The sequence below is a fragment of the Arthrobacter sp. S39 genome (genome assembly GCF_004320525.1).
GTDB lineage: Bacteria > Actinomycetota > Actinomycetes > Actinomycetales > Micrococcaceae > Arthrobacter.
The window spans coordinates 504467-518872 of record NZ_SIHX01000003.1; the positions used below are offsets into that span (position 1 = coordinate 504467).

Genomic DNA, 14406 nt, shown 5'->3' on the forward strand with positions numbered 1-14406 from the left:
CGTTCCGGCTTCCTTGTCCCGGTCCCAGCAGTCCTCCACAGTAAAATTGTCGGTGGCTCCGTGTAGCTTGGGCATAACCGGTCAACTGCACCGGCGCAGCTGCACAACACATCCGCCCCAGGGAAGCAATGGACTTCTACGACATCAACGCCCTGCGCGACAACCACGCAGGCTGGTCACTCCTCCGCGCACAGAACGCCCCTCTGGCCATCTCCTTCTTCATCAAGGCCTTCACCGGGCCCAACCAGCGCGACATTGGCCGCCAGGAGCTCATCGACCACCTCGACGACGTCCTGTTCGGACTTCGCGACGTCTACGGCGAGGACAAGTACCCGCGCCCGGCCTCAGAGTATCTGGATGACTGGGCTGCCCCCGAGCGGGCCTGGCTGCGCAAATACTATGTGCCGGGGCAGGACGAGCCGCGCTACGATCTCACTGCCGCGGCCGAGGACGTGGTCCGGTGGGTGGAAAGCCTGAGCGGACGCGATTTCGTGGCCACCCAGTCCCGGCTCACCAGCATCTTCGCCGTGCTCAAAGCCCTGGTCCAGCAGTCCGAAACGGACCCCGAGGTGAGGCTCGCCGAGCTCCAGCGGCAGCGGGACGGCATCGACGCCGAGATGCAGCGGATCAGGGACGGCAATATCAAGGTCATGACCGCCCCGGAAGCCCTGGACCACTTCCAGCAGCTGACCACCCTCGCCAAGGACCTCCTGGCTGATTTCCGTGAGGTCGAGCAGAACTTCCGCAAACTGGACCGCCAGGTCCGTGAGCAGATCGCCACCTGGGACGGCGGGCAGGGCGAACTGCTCGAGACCATCTTCGCCAACCAGCAGGGCATCAGCAGCTCGCTCCAGGGCCGGACCTTCCAGGGATTTTGGGACTATCTCATGTCCCCGCAGCTGCGTACGGAACTGCAGGACCTGCTGCAGCGCGCCACCGAAATCGAGGCGCTCTCCGGCGTCGAGGACCTGCACGCCGTCACCAAACTCCATCAGGACTGGCTGCCCGCCGTGGACCAGACGCAGGCCACGGTCCGGCAGCTCTCCGAGCAGATGCGCCGGCTCCTGGACGACAAAGTCTTCCTGGAAAACAAACGCATCACGCAGCTGATCCGCAGCATCGAATCCGGTGCGCTGGGCACCCGGGAAGCGCCGCCGTCGGGCGTTTTTATGGAGATCGCGGCGCAGTCGGTGGACGTGGCACTGCCTTTCGAGCGGCCGCTGTATGAGCCCAGCCGGAAAGTGATGGTGGACGACGACGTCGTCGCCGCCGATGACGCGGACGTGGACGCGGGTGCCCTGTTCAGTCAGTTCCATGTGGACGTGGAGCGCCTGAAAACCAATGTGGACGGCGTCCTGGCGGACGCCGAACAGGCCACGCTGCTGGAAGTCACGCAGGCCCACCCGCTGCAACAAGGGCTCGCCGAGATCGTTGCGTACTACCAGCTCGCCAGCGAATCCCCGTGGGCCAGCATCCACGACGATGTGCCCCAGCAGTTGCAGTGGCACCTCCCGGACGGCAGCATCCGCGAAGCGACCATCGACCAGATCATCTTTGTGAGGCCGGCATGAACCCCATGGACACCATCGACACACAGGCCCGGACACCCGAGGAACTCCCCGGCGTGGTCACCCGGCTGTTCCGCGGGGTGGTGTACGCGGAGTCGGACGAGAAGGTCTGGCAGTCGCTGATCACCCTCGAGTCGCAGGCCCGCGACTACGTGGCAGTGCTCGGGCTGGATCTGATCCTGGACGAGTCGGAGGGCTATGCGTTCCTCAGGTCGCGGGAGGATCCGGAGGGCGACCTCCCCCGGCTTATCCCCCGCCGCCGGCTCACCTTCGACGTGAGCCTTCTGCTCGCCCTGCTGCGCGGCCGGATGCTCGAATTCGATACCAACAGCAGCGAACTGCGCCTCATCATGACCGAGCAGGAGATCACAGACATGGTGGCCGTGTTCCTGCCCGAATCCAGTAACCAGGCCCGGATCCTGGACCGGCTCGGCGCCAACATCAAGAAGGTGGTGGAGCTGGGTTTCCTCCGCAAACTCCGCGGTCAGGCCGACACCTATGAGGTGGCCCGGATCCTGAAGGCCTACGTGGATGCGCAATGGCTGGAGGAGTTCGACGCCCGGCTGGCGGACTATCGTGCCTCGCTTACCGGAGGCCCGCTGACGGCTACTGGCACCACTGAAGGGGAGCTCCCGTGACCGCTGACCTGCAGGACAGCCTGTTCAGCCTGGAGGAGCCGGGGGAAAACACAACGGACGACGCCGGCACTCCCCCGGGCTACCGGCTGCACCGTTTGGAGCTGCTCAACTGGGGCACTTTCCACCAGGGTGTGCGCACGTTCCGTTTGGACGGTGCCAACAGCCTCCTCACCGGCGACATCGGCTCCGGGAAGTCCACCGTCGTCGACGCGATCACCACCCTCCTGCTGCCCGCCAACAAGATCGAGTACAACAAGGCCGCGGGTGCGCAGAAGAAGGAACGCAGCCTCATGTCCTACGTGCGGGGCTACCACAAGAGCACCCGCAGCACCGGCGGCGAAAACTCCAAGCCGGTGTCGCTTCGCGGAACCGGAGCCCTCACCGTGGTGCTTGCCGTCTTCCACAACGCCGTGCTGAACAAATCGGTCACGCTGGCCATTACCCTCTGGGCTGTCCAGGAAGCCGGCCAGCCCAACCGCTTCTACTCCCTGGCGGAGACGGACCAGTCCATCGCCGCGGACTTCTCCAACTTCGGCCAGGATCCCGCCAAGCTGAAGAAGAAGCTGAAGGCCGAGGGTGTGACAGTCCATGACACCTTCGAGCCGTACGCGGCTGCGTTCAAGCGCCAGTTCGGCATCAGCGGGGACCAGGCCATGGAGCTGTTCCACCGCACGGTGTCCATGAAACAGGTGGAGAACATCACCCACTTCGTGCGCACCAACATGCTGGACGATGACGACGTTGACGCCAGGATCAAGAATCTCCTCCACCACTTCGACGACCTCAAGAAAGCCCACGGAGCCGTGCTGCGGGCCAAGGACCAGATCAGCCTGTTGACGCCGATCCGCGCCGGAGCCGCCCGGCACGCCGCCCTGACTTTGGAGGACGAGCTGGCCAGGGCCCAGCGGGACCAGCTGCACCCCTGGTTCACCAACAGGCGCCTTATCCTGAGCCTGGACCACGCGGCGGAGCTGGAGAGCACCGGCAAACGGCTGCGCGAGGACAACACGTCCCTCACGGCCCGGATCACGGAACTCCGGCACCAGCTCACCGCCGTGGCCGAGGACATCCGTTCCAACGGCGGCGGCCGGCTGGCAGCGATCGATGCCGACATCGCCCGGCTCGGCACCGAAGCCGCATCGCAGCGCACGCGCTACCAGACCTACGCCGCAGCCGCGGCAGAGCTGGGCCTCCGCGCGCCCGAAGACCGGGTACTGTTCGACGCGAACCGGGACCGGCTGGTCGCCGTCGAGTCCGGGCTGGCTGAGCAGTACAACGAATTTCAGGAGAGCCGCACCGAGCAGACCATGACGCGCACTGTCCTCACCGGACGCGCCGACGATCTCAAAGCGGAACTGACCAGCCTCCAGTCCCGGCGCAACCTTCTGCCGCTGCAGCAGCTGGAGATCCGGCGTCGTCTGTGCGACGGGACAGGAGTGGCGGAGAAGGAACTGCCGTTCGCGGGCGAACTGCTGCGCGTCCGCGACGGCGAAACAGGCTGGGAGGGCGCGGCCGAACGCACCCTGCGTGGCTTCGCGTTGTCCCTGCTGGTGCCCTCGGCGCACTACGCTGCCGTGAGCAGCTGGGTGGACGCGAACAACCTCAAAGGCCGGCTGGTGTACCTGAAGGTGGGCGACGCGTACTCCCCCAGGGCCGCGGAGCCCGGGACACTGGCGGCCAAGATCGGCATCAAGCAGGGCACTCCGTTCCGCGATTTCCTGCTGGATGAGCTGGCCAGCCGGTTCGACTACGTCTGCTGCGACACCCTGGCGGACTTCCGCCGCCATTCCAAGGCACTCACCGCCAACGGCCAGCTGAAGGGCGGCCGCGGCCGGCATGAAAAGGATGACCGTAAGGACCTGGCGGACCGGCGGAACTACGTGCTGGGCTGGGACAACCAGGACAAGATCAACCGGTTCCTGGCAGAGCTGGACGAGGTCAAAGGCCAGCTCCAGGTGGTGGAGACGCTGCTGGCCAAGGTGGACCGGCAACTGGGCGACATCGGCCGGAAACGCATCCAGCTCGGTACCGTTCAATCGGTGGCGGACTTCGCCGAGATCAGCTGGGAGCTTACGGCGCGGCGGATCGAGGAGCTCAAGGACGAGCGGCGCGCACTGGAATCCGCGAGCGACGTCCTGCAGGAACTGGCGGCCAAGGAAACGGAGCTGAAGAATGACCTGGCGCGGTTCGAAGAGCGGGCCAACAAACTCCAGCAGCGGCTTGGTGCCAATGAGAAGGACGCCGAGAACCTCGCGGAGGCCATCGCGGAGTGCCGTGCCCTGCTGCAGGAGCAGCCGCTGACGGACGACGCCGGTGTGCTGGCTTCCGTGGCCGGCCTCGCCGCCGCGGCGCCCGGGGATAAAGTCCTCACCTATAAGAACACAGTGGCGGTGGAGAGCCTGGTCCGGTCCGGGCTCACGGCGGACATCGATGCGCTGTCCAAGCGGCTGGCCAGGGCGGAAGCCGACACGGTGCGCCTGATGGCTGACTTCCGCAACAAGTATCCGAATGAAACCACCGAAATCGACGCCTCACTGGATGCCGCGGGCGACTACGAACGGTTGCTGGACCAGCTGGAGAAGAACGATCTTCCGAAGTTCGAGGCGCACTTCAAGGACTCGCTGAACCAGAACACCATCCACGAGGTGGTGGCGTTCAACGCGTTCCTGGACAGCCGGCGGCAGGACATCGTGAGCCGGATTACCAAGATCAATGAGTCCTTGGCCAGCATCGAGTACAACCGCGGCCGGCATATCCAGCTGGAACACCAGAACACTACAGACCTGGACGTCCGGCAGTTCGGGACGGACCTGCGGGCTTGCTCGGAGGGCACCATCGGGGACGACGACCAGTACTCCGAGCAGAAGTACCTGCAGGTGGAGCGGCTGATCGAGCGGTTCCGCGGACGCGACGGCTTCACCAACCTCGATGAGCGGTGGACGGCGAAGGTCACGGACGTGCGAAACTGGTTCACCTTCTCCGCCTCGGAGAAGTGGACTGAGACCGGTGAGGAGTTTGAACACTTCACCGATTCCGGCGGCAAGTCCGGCGGGCAAAAGGAGAAGCTGGCGTACACCATCCTGGCCGCGGCGCTGGCGTTCCAGTTCGGGCTCGGCGCCGGTCAAGGCGCAGCCGCAGGTTCGGGCCGGAGCGCCGGCAAGGGCCGCAGCTTCCGGTTCGTGGTGATCGACGAGGCGTTCGGCCGTGGATCCGACGAGTCGGCGCGGTACGGCCTGGAGCTGTTCCAGCGGATGAAGCTGCAGCTGCTGATCGTCACTCCGCTGCAGAAGATCCACGTGATCGAACCTTTTGTGGCACACGTGGGCTTCGTCGCCAACACCAACGGGAACGACTCCCAGCTGCGGAACATGACCATCCAGGAGTACAGGGACGAGCGGGACCGCCGTGCCTAAGCGGCGTCCCGAGGGGCCCGAAGCGAGCTTGCGAGGTTCGGGGAGGGACCTCCGCGCTGATTCCCCCGCCGGCTGGACAACACTGGCTGACCTGCGGGCGCAGTCGCTGAAGGCGTGGAGCAGCGGTGCGCTGCTGCGCGAGGTGCTGGAGCCCACCGGACTGTATCCCCGCCGTCGAACGTTGAAGCGCCCGACGGCGGCATCCCTTTTGAGCGATTATGCCGCCGCCCGCGAATGGGCGGCCGAGCTGTTTGCCGGCGTCGGCTCCTTCACGCTTGAGACAGCGGAGGTGGGGCGCACAACGATCGGTTCCAACCGGCTGCCCGCGGCGGCAGTGTTTGGGTCTGCCGAAGACGAGCTTGGTTTTGTAGCCAAGGCGAAGGACGCGGCCCGGTTCCTAGAGCTTGCGGAGTCCCTGTCTGCGATGGATTCGGCATTCCGTGCGTGGGCGCTGCGGCGGCCGCTCAAGTTGCTGGAGCTTGGGGGTGATGCGCTGACGGCTGGCCGGGTGGCGCTGTGGCTTCGGGACAATCCGGAACCCGGGGTTTACGTCCGGCAGCTGAGCCTGCCGGGAGTGCACACGAAGTTCATCGAGAACCATCGAAGGGTGATTGATGAGCTGGTGGAGGCCCTGCGTCCGTCGGAGCTTGCCACGGATGAGCTTCCCGACGACATCAATCCGGACGTGCCCGCGGAACCGGGTTCCCTCCTGGGGCAGCCGGCGGCGCGGACTCCTGGGGCCCGCTTCGCTGCGAGGCACGGGTTTGTGCATCTTCCCGAACTCGTCAGGTTCCGGGTGCTGGATCCTGAGATGCCGTTGCTGGGTGAAGTACGCGATCTGACGGTGACGGCGGAGGCGTTCGGCTCCCTTCGGCTTCCCGTTAGGTCGGTAGTCGTCACTGAGAACCTTGTAAACTTCCTGGCGCTGCCCGAACGGCCGGGCACCCTTGCGATCTATGGCGGCGGGTACGGATTCTCGTCCTTGCGCGATGCCGGTTGGCTGAAGGATTGCGAAGTCCTTTACTGGGGCGACCTGGATACCCACGGCTTCCGGATCTTGGACCAGCTCCGGGCGGTCCACCCGCACGTCGCCAGCGTGCTGATGGATGAGGAGACGCTGCTGGCTCACCGGGATGTTTGGGGCCACGAGCCGTCGCCCTCCAAGGCGTGGCTCAAGAGGCTGACCACAGAGGAATCCGAACTCTATACCGCGCTGGGCAACGATTCTTTCGGGAAGTCGGTTCGCCTGGAGCAGGAACTGATCCGATGGGACTGGGCCCTGGAGCGGCTCGGCAGTTGAATCTGTCGACACAAAATATCCAAGAGTCAGCACGGCAAGCTCTTCGAACGATGCAGCAAACGTCTAGGCGACGATAAGGATTCGTCCGTGCTGATGCTGACTCGTGGCGGGATCAGTACCCAGTGCTGCAAACATGGCACCAACCGTAGAGGATGCGTCGAGACCCAGGTCAGATAGCTGGCGCCCACGGGAAGCACTTGTAACCCTAAGCATCCCGATGTAATGGACTGAACCGTCTGCAGTCTGCATTCCTACAGTTAGCGGCGCGTTTTCGTCGGCACCTGCCATGACATCGTGAATTCGGTCGCTGGGCAACGTCGCAACAACCACGGCGTCATCAAAACGATCAGCGTCCACATAGTCACGAAGCCCCGAGTCGTGAGCGAGTTCCTGGCCAATAGTGGCAGCGAGCATCCCACGTTCAGCTCCCCGGTGATCATGCCGAGCGCGGACGAAGAACTGCTTTCCTTCGAATTCCATAGCCTGCTGAATGTGGACGTCGATGGAACCGTCGGCATCAAGGCCAGCATCCACAGCGAGGTTGAAGAGCTCCAAAGCGTCCGGGTGCTCGTCGTAGGCAGCTACGATGCCTGGCAGTTGTGGGCTAGCGACTGAACATGCGAACGCGTCGCCCCAATTGGTAATGATCATCTGTGCGTTGTTAGCCACGTAGCACCTCCAATGCCTGTTCCCTAGTGCGGCCCACTTGCTTGATCAGTATCTGCCTAACGAGTCCACCCGAAATTTCCAGACCTGTTCAATGAAATCCTGATCATCGCTGGCACGGTCAGCAGCGGCAACCGTCAAGGCTTGCCGCCGTGCCTCACGCTTGAATTCTTCCGTCCGTGCGTCCGGCACCCACATCCGAATCTGTCGGAACCCAGGCTCGCGCATGCCTACCCCGGGAACCCAAAGCAGGGGAAGAACTCCTCCACACCGGGGCGTGCAACTTCGATGCAGCGCGCCTTCACCTGTTCCAGGACTGCGTTGCTGTCCGTGCCCGCAGCCGTCAGTCCGTTGACCGTGACGGACACAGTTGCCGTGGCGGCACGCCTGAGATTGTTGTCGACCGAGTTGACGTTGCCCACGCCCGGGATGTTCTCGTGTGAGCTGAGGGTGTCGTGCTCGAGCGGGCCGGTGCCGGTCCACGACGCCGAGAGGCTGATGGTGACCGGGTTGCCGTCGCCGTCGGTGCCGGCCATGTCGGTGGTAATGGAGGCGCTGGTCAGCCGAGAATCAACGTCCAGGGGTGCAAAGTTCATGCCGTCGGCCTGGAACAGCACCACGCCGCGGCCGGGCGCGGCGCAGATATCGGAGATGCGCACGAATAGGCTGGTCAGGCCCTGCTTGTTCACGGGGCCGGGCTGGGCAGCGAACATGCCCGACATTGAGGAGACGAAGATTTCGGTCCGCTCGCAGCCGACGGTTTCGACCACCGCTGCCGAGCCATGCGTCGACGAAATCGTGTGGTAAATGTTGGGAGCGGCTCCGGCCGGCGCTGCACTCAGCGCCACCATGGCCGCCGTCGACAGCCCGATGAGCAAGCGTTTCATGACGACTCCTTTGTCCACTTCTCTCAGGTTAGGCCTCCCGAATAGGGCGGTCCATAGCGGAATGAAGCGGCAGAGAACGGCACACAGCGCCGCGCCAGTTGACGTTAAGCACGACGGCGGCACCGCGTTGCGTGCCACGCTCACCAAGGATCGTGGCCGGCCGCCCGCTAGGCCGGAGTGACGGTGGCTGCCCCATGCCGGTCGACGTCCACGGTGAAAGCTCGGCCTCCTGCCTGAAGCCCTTCAAAGGTGCACGCCCCGAAAGGCACAGGGACAGCAGCAGTCACCTCCGGCAGCAGCCCCGGTCCTTGCGGGGTCAGGCCCAACGTTGCGAGCATCAGGGGAATGGCTGATGCCGCTGCCCAAGCCTGCGGGCGGCACGAGGCCGGGTAGGGTTGGGGCCCGCCCTGGGCTGAGCTGTGACCGGAGAACAGTTCGGGCAACCGGTAGTCGAAGATTTCAGCCGCATCCATCACGCCCACAGCCAAGAGGGCTGCCTCGTCGCCGTACCCGGTTTTTGTCAGGCCGTCCAGGGTCATGGCCGTGTCGTGGGCCCACACAGAACCCGAGTGATAGCGCAGCGGCCAGTACGCGCCGTTGCCCGTATCTAGGGTCCGGACACCGTAACCGGAAAACATGGTGGGGTGCATGATCCTGCGTGCCACCAGCGCGCTTTCCTCCTCGTTCAGAATGCCGGTGCCCAGCAGGTGGCCCATGTTGCTCGCGACTCCATCCACTGGCCGCTTATCGACGTCCAGGGCTATCGCCGGGTAGGCCCCGAGATCGTCGCTGCACCAGAAAGCGTTGCGGAACTTCTCGGCCATCTCTGATGCATAAGCCCTCCATTCCCCAGCACCTTTGAGGCCGAACGCCTCCAGCAGGTCGGCCGCGTTGGTCGCGGCCTGGTAGGCATATCCCTGCACCTCTGCCAGTGCGATGGGACCGGTGGCAAGGGAACCGTCGTTCCAGCGGATCGAGTCGGCCGAGTCTTTCCAGCCTTGATTGGCCAGCCCGAATCCTGTTTCGTCGATGTACTCAAGGAAGCCGTCACCGTCGGGGTCCGCCCAGTCCCGGAGCCACAGCAAGGCCTCTTCGAGGTTGCTCATCAGGTCCTTGACTTCCTCCTCCGGCATCCCCCATTTCCAGGCGTCGTGGAGAAGGGAAATCCAGAGCAGCGTGGCGTCCACTGTTCCGTAATACACGGGCGGAAGGCGGAGTTCGCCATTGCCGGCATCCCCGGGCATCCGAAGCTCGCCGCGGCGCACTTCGTGAAGGATCTTGCCCGGTTGTTCAGCCGTCGCAGGGTCGTACTTTGTGCCTTGGCGGGCTGCGAGTGTGCGGAGGGTCCCGGCTGCCAACGACGGATCAACGGGAAGGAGCATTCGGGCTGCAATCAGCGAGTCCCGTCCAAACAGAGTGAAGAACCAGGGAGCCCCGGCGGCGAGGAAAACATCCTGGGGCGAGGAAGCAGCGGACATCCGCAGCCCTTCGAGGTCCCCGAGTGCCCTTTCTGCCAGGGCGGCCAGGCGCCGGTCATCGGCCCGGACGCGGAATGATGCCGGCATGGGCTGGGCTGCGGCAACGAAGGGGGCAAGGCTGTCCTCGGCCTGGATCTCCCAGCCAACCCTGGCGGTACCCCGCGCTGGAATCGTCAATTCCCACCTGAGACGAAGCTGGCTGTTGGTCTGTTCAGCCTGGGCCCCAGGCGCGCTGATCGACGAGGTGACGCCTTCCTCCGCTGCATGCCAAACGCCACCTTCAAACACCGGTGGGACAGGGTGGGCGCGGCCGCCGCCTTTGACCGACTCCAACGGTGAAAAGTCGGATCCGAGCTCCATCTCAACCACCGCGGTGACGTCCTTGCTCAGATCGGATCGCAGGATGATTTCCTCGCTGACGCGATCGGTGAGGATGCTGCGGCGGCGGGTCAGGCTGACCAGTGGATCGGGATTCTCACTTCCCAGGGTCCGGACAAGGGCCTGGAAGGAAATAACGGAGCCTTCCGCCGAAGTGGAGCCCACCGGTTCGGGTTCCTCGCCATTGACAGTCAGGACAGCCTCATCGATCACCCGGGTATCAGCACAGTAGATGCCCTGGACGCCGCCGCTGCGCCGCAACTGTCCATCATGGCCGGACCAGACCTGCATCGGGGCGGCCAGAAGGACATTCAAATCGTGAAGGAAGGGCTGCCTGTTGTTCATTGATACTCCTTGGCCGCAAGCGCGGAACGTTGCTTTCGGGCACTGCACGTGCGCGGATGAAAATTGCTGGGGAAGTGAGCCCGGATTCCCGGCTCACCGATGCTGACGTCTCAGGCCTTGACAGTGGCGGAACTCACAACCATCATTGTGAAACACCCATTTGATCGTTCAAATACAGTTTTACAGCATAATTTGATCGATCAAAAGCCCCCCGGTCCTAATGAGATAACCCCGGCGCCCGCTGCATCAACAGCGGAGTGCGCTACCCGGGGCCGAGGAAACCTGGTCAGCCCGGCACCACGGACCGGCCACCCGAAGTGCACGCAAGCCACGTTCAGTGCGCCCATTGACGGACGCATTCCGAAACAGAGGATCCCCACGAATGAAAACACCACGCGCCTCACGCCTCGCCGCAGTGATCACCATTTGCGTTAGCGGGGCCCTGGGCCTTAGCGCCTGCGGTTCCGGCTTCGCCAGCCCCTCCGCCAACGAATCATCCGATGCGGGCTCCGGACCGATCAGCGTTCTGATCGCCTCCTCTGGCGATGCCGAGGCAACTGCAGTGAAAGCTGCCGTTGCTGACTGGTCCAAGACATCAGGCACGGAAGCCTCCGTGAACGTAGCCTCAGATCTGATCCAGCAGCTTAGTCAAGGCTTTGCCTCGGGAAAGCCCGCCGACGTTTTCTACCTGTCGCCGGACCAGCTCAGCGGCTACGCCTCCAACGGTTCCCTGGAGCCCTACGCAGACTCGCTTGCCAACAAGGGCGATTTCCAGCCAAGCCTGACCAGAGCCTTCACGTTTGACGGGAAGTTCTACTGCGCACCCAAGGACTCCTCCACCCTGTCCCTGGTCATCAACAACGACCTATGGCAAGCGGCGGGCCTGACCGACGCCGATATTCCCGCCACGTGGGACGAACTCGAGGCTACGGCCAAAAAACTTACCTCCGGCAATACCGTCGGCCTCTCTTTCAGCCCTGAAGTGGCTCGCGTCGCGGCTTTCTTTCCCCAGGCGGGCGGGTCCCTGCTCAGCTCTGACGGCAAGACAGCCACAGTCAACAGCACCGAGAACGTGAAGGCACTGACCTTCGTCAAGAAAATGCTCACCGACGGATCAGCAAAGTTCTCCTCTGACCTGGGCGCAGGCTGGGGAGGCGAAGCCTTCGGCAAACAGCTTTCCGCCATGACGATCGAAGGGAACTGGATCTCAGGAGCCCTGTCCAAGGACTTCCCTTCCATCAAGTACCGCACAGTAGAACTTCCGGCAGGCCCGAAGGGCAAGGGCACCCTGCAGTTCACGAACTGCTGGGGAATCGCGGCGGACAGCAAGAACAAACCCGCAGCTAAGGCATTGGTTGAGCAGCTGACAGGCACCCAGACCCAGATGACCTTCGCGAAGGCCTTCGGCGTCATGCCTTCCGTCATCTCCGCAGAGAGCGAATTCAGGAAGGAATTCCCCGAACAGGAAGCATCGATTGCAGGCGTCGAGTATGCCCAGACCCTCCCGTCGCAGCCCGGCGCCGCTGACGTCCTCAAAGACTTCAACGCCAAACTGGCAACCCTGCAGACTTCAGATCCGAAAGCCATCCTGGATGCAATCCAGGCCGAAATGACAGCGACGCTGTCAAAGTGAACACCCTGACCCGCAGTACCCACAGCAGCGGGACGCGAGGCAGCGGGACCCGGGGCAACCATAACGCTACCGGGTGGCTCTTCACGGCTCCCGTGCTGATCATCCTCGGCCTCTTCCTGGTCCTGCCTGTCATCATGGCAGCCTGGGTCAGCATCTCGGACTGGACCGGAAGGGGGAGCCCGTTCGCCGCCGGCACGCAGTTCGTGGGAGCAAAGAACTTCGAAGCGGTTATCTCCGGCGGCGGCCTGGCCGAAAGGGACTTCGGGACCGCCCTGCGGAACAACCTGTACTACGTCGTGCTGGTTGTTCCGCTGCAGACGATTGCGTCCCTCTTCTTGGCGGTACTCGTCAACAGCAGAGTTCTGAAGGGAAAGGGCTTCTTCCGGACCGCCTTCTACTTCCCCTCCGTCACCAGCTCAGTGGCCATCACGGTCCTCTGGCTGTTCCTGTTCAGTGCCACAGGAGCTGTGAACAAATTCCTGTCACTGCTCGGGATTACCGGCCCGAACTGGTTCCAGGAACCTGCAGGGATCATGCATCTCCTGGCGCAGTCGGTTGGCATCGACAGCCCGCCGCCGGCAATGGAGTCCGGAACGTTCCTGGGCGTGAGTTGGTGGGACTGGCTTTCCGGGCCGTCGGTGGCCATGTCCGCCTTCATACTCATGGCGATCTTCACCACCTCCGGGACGTTCATGCTGCTATTTATCGCAGCACTGCAGAACCTGCAGGGCGAGCTTGAAGAAGCGGCAATGCTCGACGGCGCCGGCGTTTGGCAGCGCTTCTGGTACGTAACCCTTCCCATGCTCCGCCCCACGCTCTTCACCGTGATCACCCTCGGCCTGATCGGGTCGTGGCAGGTGTTCGACCAGATCTACACCGGCACGGAGGGAGGCCCCGCCAAAACCACTGTCACCCCCGCCTACCTTTCCTTCAGCACCGCATTCAACAATCAGCAGTGGGGGCAGGGCGCGGCCATCGCATTCCTGCTGTTCGCCATCATCATCGTCTTCACCGTGATCCAGCGGGTGTTGCTCCGAGAGAGCGACTCCGTGCCCCGCCGTAAACGAATGAATCCAAAACCGAGCCGAGGGAGATCACTGTGGCCACGCTGATATCGGATACGCCGGATACCACCGCTCCGGCATCCCCTGTGCCGGGCAAGAGCCGCCGGCAACGCCAAGGGAAATTCATCTGGCTGGCCTACGTGGTTCTCATTTCGCTGGCCATGGTCTACATCTTTCCGTTCCTCATCAACCTCGCGACATCATTCAAGACCGAACCCGACGCCGCGAGCGATCCCCTGTCCCTGTTTCCGGCAACCTGGTCCACGCTGGCCTACGAAAAGCTCTTCCTCAACTCGGATTTTCCCTTGTGGTTTGGCAACTCTGTAGTGGTAACGGTCCTCGTCACCTGCGGACGGGTCTTCTTCGACCTGCTCGCCGGCTATGCCCTGGCCCGGGTCCCCTTCCGTGGAAGATCAGTCATTTTCGCCGGAGTTGTGGCTGTCATGGCCGTGCCCGGAGTGGTTCTCCTGATCCCGAAATTTCTGGTGATCAACCAGTTGGGACTTTACGACTCCTACGCGGGCATGATTATCCCGCTCATGGCAGACGCGGCCGGGGTGTTCATCATGAAGAACTTCTTCGAGTCCATTCCGGCCAGCGTCGAGGAACAAGCCCGAATCGACGGTGCAGGCACTTTCCGCACTTTCTGGTCGGTGGTCCTGCCCATGTGCATGCCGGCCGTTATGACCATAGTCATTCTGTCGTTTCAGGGTTCCTGGAACGAGCTGAGCCACTTCATTGTCGCCGCCCAGAGCCCGGAACTGACGACGCTCACCAAGGGCGTGGCCCAGCTATCCTCCGGCCAACTCAGCGCCGGAACGCAGTATCCGCTCAAACTGGCTGCGGCGGCCATCATGACCGTCCCGGTGGCCATCGTGTTCTTCATCTTCCAGAAAAAGATCATGAACAGCACTGCAGGAGCACTCAAGGAGTGAGCGCGCCGTCGGTCTAGGGCCGTTGCCTTTGGACTGGAATTTGCGATCCAGGCTCCAGTCCAAAGGTTCCCGCCTATACCTGTGGGAGTCCTACACTGGTC

General features: G+C 63.4%; 11 protein-coding genes. 8 read left to right on the forward strand and 3 right to left on the reverse strand.

Features of this window, described 5'->3' with window-relative positions; all coding sequences use genetic code 11:
• Positions 1-128: 128 nt before the first annotated feature.
• From EYS21_RS08755 to EYS21_RS08775, 5 genes are all read left to right on the forward strand, one after another.
• Positions 129-1571 (forward strand): DUF3375 domain-containing protein, encoded by a 1443-nt coding sequence (locus tag EYS21_RS08755; RefSeq protein WP_131132800.1) that lies wholly within the window; start codon positions 129-131, stop codon positions 1569-1571.
• A complete protein-coding gene (locus tag EYS21_RS08760; protein WP_131132801.1) occupies positions 1568-2206 on the forward strand; it encodes a DUF4194 domain-containing protein in 639 nt (212 codons plus the stop codon). Before EYS21_RS08755 ends, EYS21_RS08760 begins: the two co-directional genes overlap by 4 nt.
• Positions 2203-5619, forward strand: a complete 3417-nt coding sequence (locus tag EYS21_RS08765) for an ATP-binding protein (RefSeq protein WP_207307719.1) — start codon at positions 2203-2205, stop codon at positions 5617-5619. Before EYS21_RS08760 ends, EYS21_RS08765 begins: the two co-directional genes overlap by 4 nt.
• Positions 5612-6919 carry a Wadjet anti-phage system protein JetD domain-containing protein gene (locus EYS21_RS08770; RefSeq protein WP_131132802.1) on the forward strand — a complete coding sequence of 436 codons (1308 nt, stop codon included), beginning with the start codon at positions 5612-5614 and terminating at the stop codon, positions 6917-6919. The genes EYS21_RS08765 and EYS21_RS08770 overlap by 8 nt, the downstream gene beginning before the upstream one ends.
• Before the next feature lie 378 nt (positions 6920-7297).
• Positions 7298-7534: a hypothetical protein gene (locus EYS21_RS08775; RefSeq protein ID WP_165478286.1), complete on the forward strand. Its 237-nt coding sequence runs from the start codon at positions 7298-7300 to the stop codon at positions 7532-7534.
• Between the two features lie 99 nt (positions 7535-7633).
• Here EYS21_RS08775 and EYS21_RS08780 read toward each other — a convergent pair whose 3' ends face one another.
• The 3 genes from EYS21_RS08780 to EYS21_RS08790 all read right to left on the reverse strand — a co-directional run bounded on the left by EYS21_RS08780 (position 7634) and on the right by EYS21_RS08790 (position 10673).
• On the reverse strand, positions 7634-7813 hold the full coding sequence (locus tag EYS21_RS08780) for an antitoxin MazE-like protein (protein WP_131132804.1): 180 nt from the start codon (positions 7811-7813) through the stop codon (positions 7634-7636).
• Positions 7814-7815: 2 nt separating this feature from the next.
• On the reverse strand, positions 7816-8472 hold the full coding sequence (locus EYS21_RS08785; RefSeq protein ID WP_131132805.1) for a hypothetical protein: 657 nt from the start codon (positions 8470-8472) through the stop codon (positions 7816-7818).
• 167 nt (positions 8473-8639) lie between these two features.
• A complete protein-coding gene (locus EYS21_RS08790) occupies positions 8640-10673 on the reverse strand; it encodes a glycogen debranching N-terminal domain-containing protein (protein ID WP_131132806.1) in 2034 nt (677 codons plus the stop codon).
• Between the two features lie 382 nt (positions 10674-11055).
• Here EYS21_RS08790 and EYS21_RS08795 point away from each other — a divergent pair, with 382 nt between their 5' ends.
• From EYS21_RS08795 to EYS21_RS08805, 3 genes are all read left to right on the forward strand, one after another.
• Complete coding sequence (locus tag EYS21_RS08795; protein ID WP_131132807.1) at positions 11056-12306, forward strand: extracellular solute-binding protein; 1251 nt, start codon at positions 11056-11058, stop codon at positions 12304-12306.
• Positions 12307-12311: 5 nt separating this feature from the next.
• A complete protein-coding gene (locus EYS21_RS08800) occupies positions 12312-13418 on the forward strand; it encodes a sugar ABC transporter permease (protein WP_242633356.1) in 1107 nt (368 codons plus the stop codon).
• 77 nt (positions 13419-13495) lie between these two features.
• Positions 13496-14305 (forward strand): carbohydrate ABC transporter permease, encoded by an 810-nt coding sequence (locus EYS21_RS08805; RefSeq protein WP_242633357.1) that lies wholly within the window; start codon positions 13496-13498, stop codon positions 14303-14305.
• The last annotated feature ends 101 nt before the right edge of the window (positions 14306-14406 follow it).

Coding starts and splice junctions, on each gene's coding strand:
- EYS21_RS08795 (WP_131132807.1), top strand. CDS start 11,056: ATGAAAACACCACGCGCCTCACGCCTCGCCGCAGTGATCACCATTTGC.
- EYS21_RS08785 (WP_131132805.1), bottom strand. CDS start 8,472: ATGAAACGCTTGCTCATCGGGCTGTCGACGGCGGCCATGGTGGCGCTG.
- EYS21_RS08760 (WP_131132801.1), top strand. CDS start 1,568: ATGAACCCCATGGACACCATCGACACACAGGCCCGGACACCCGAGGAA.
- EYS21_RS08780 (WP_131132804.1), bottom strand. CDS start 7,813: ATGCGCGAGCCTGGGTTCCGACAGATTCGGATGTGGGTGCCGGACGCA.
- EYS21_RS08755 (WP_131132800.1), top strand. CDS start 129: ATGGACTTCTACGACATCAACGCCCTGCGCGACAACCACGCAGGCTGG.
- EYS21_RS08790 (WP_131132806.1), bottom strand. CDS start 10,673: ATGAACAACAGGCAGCCCTTCCTTCACGATTTGAATGTCCTTCTGGCC.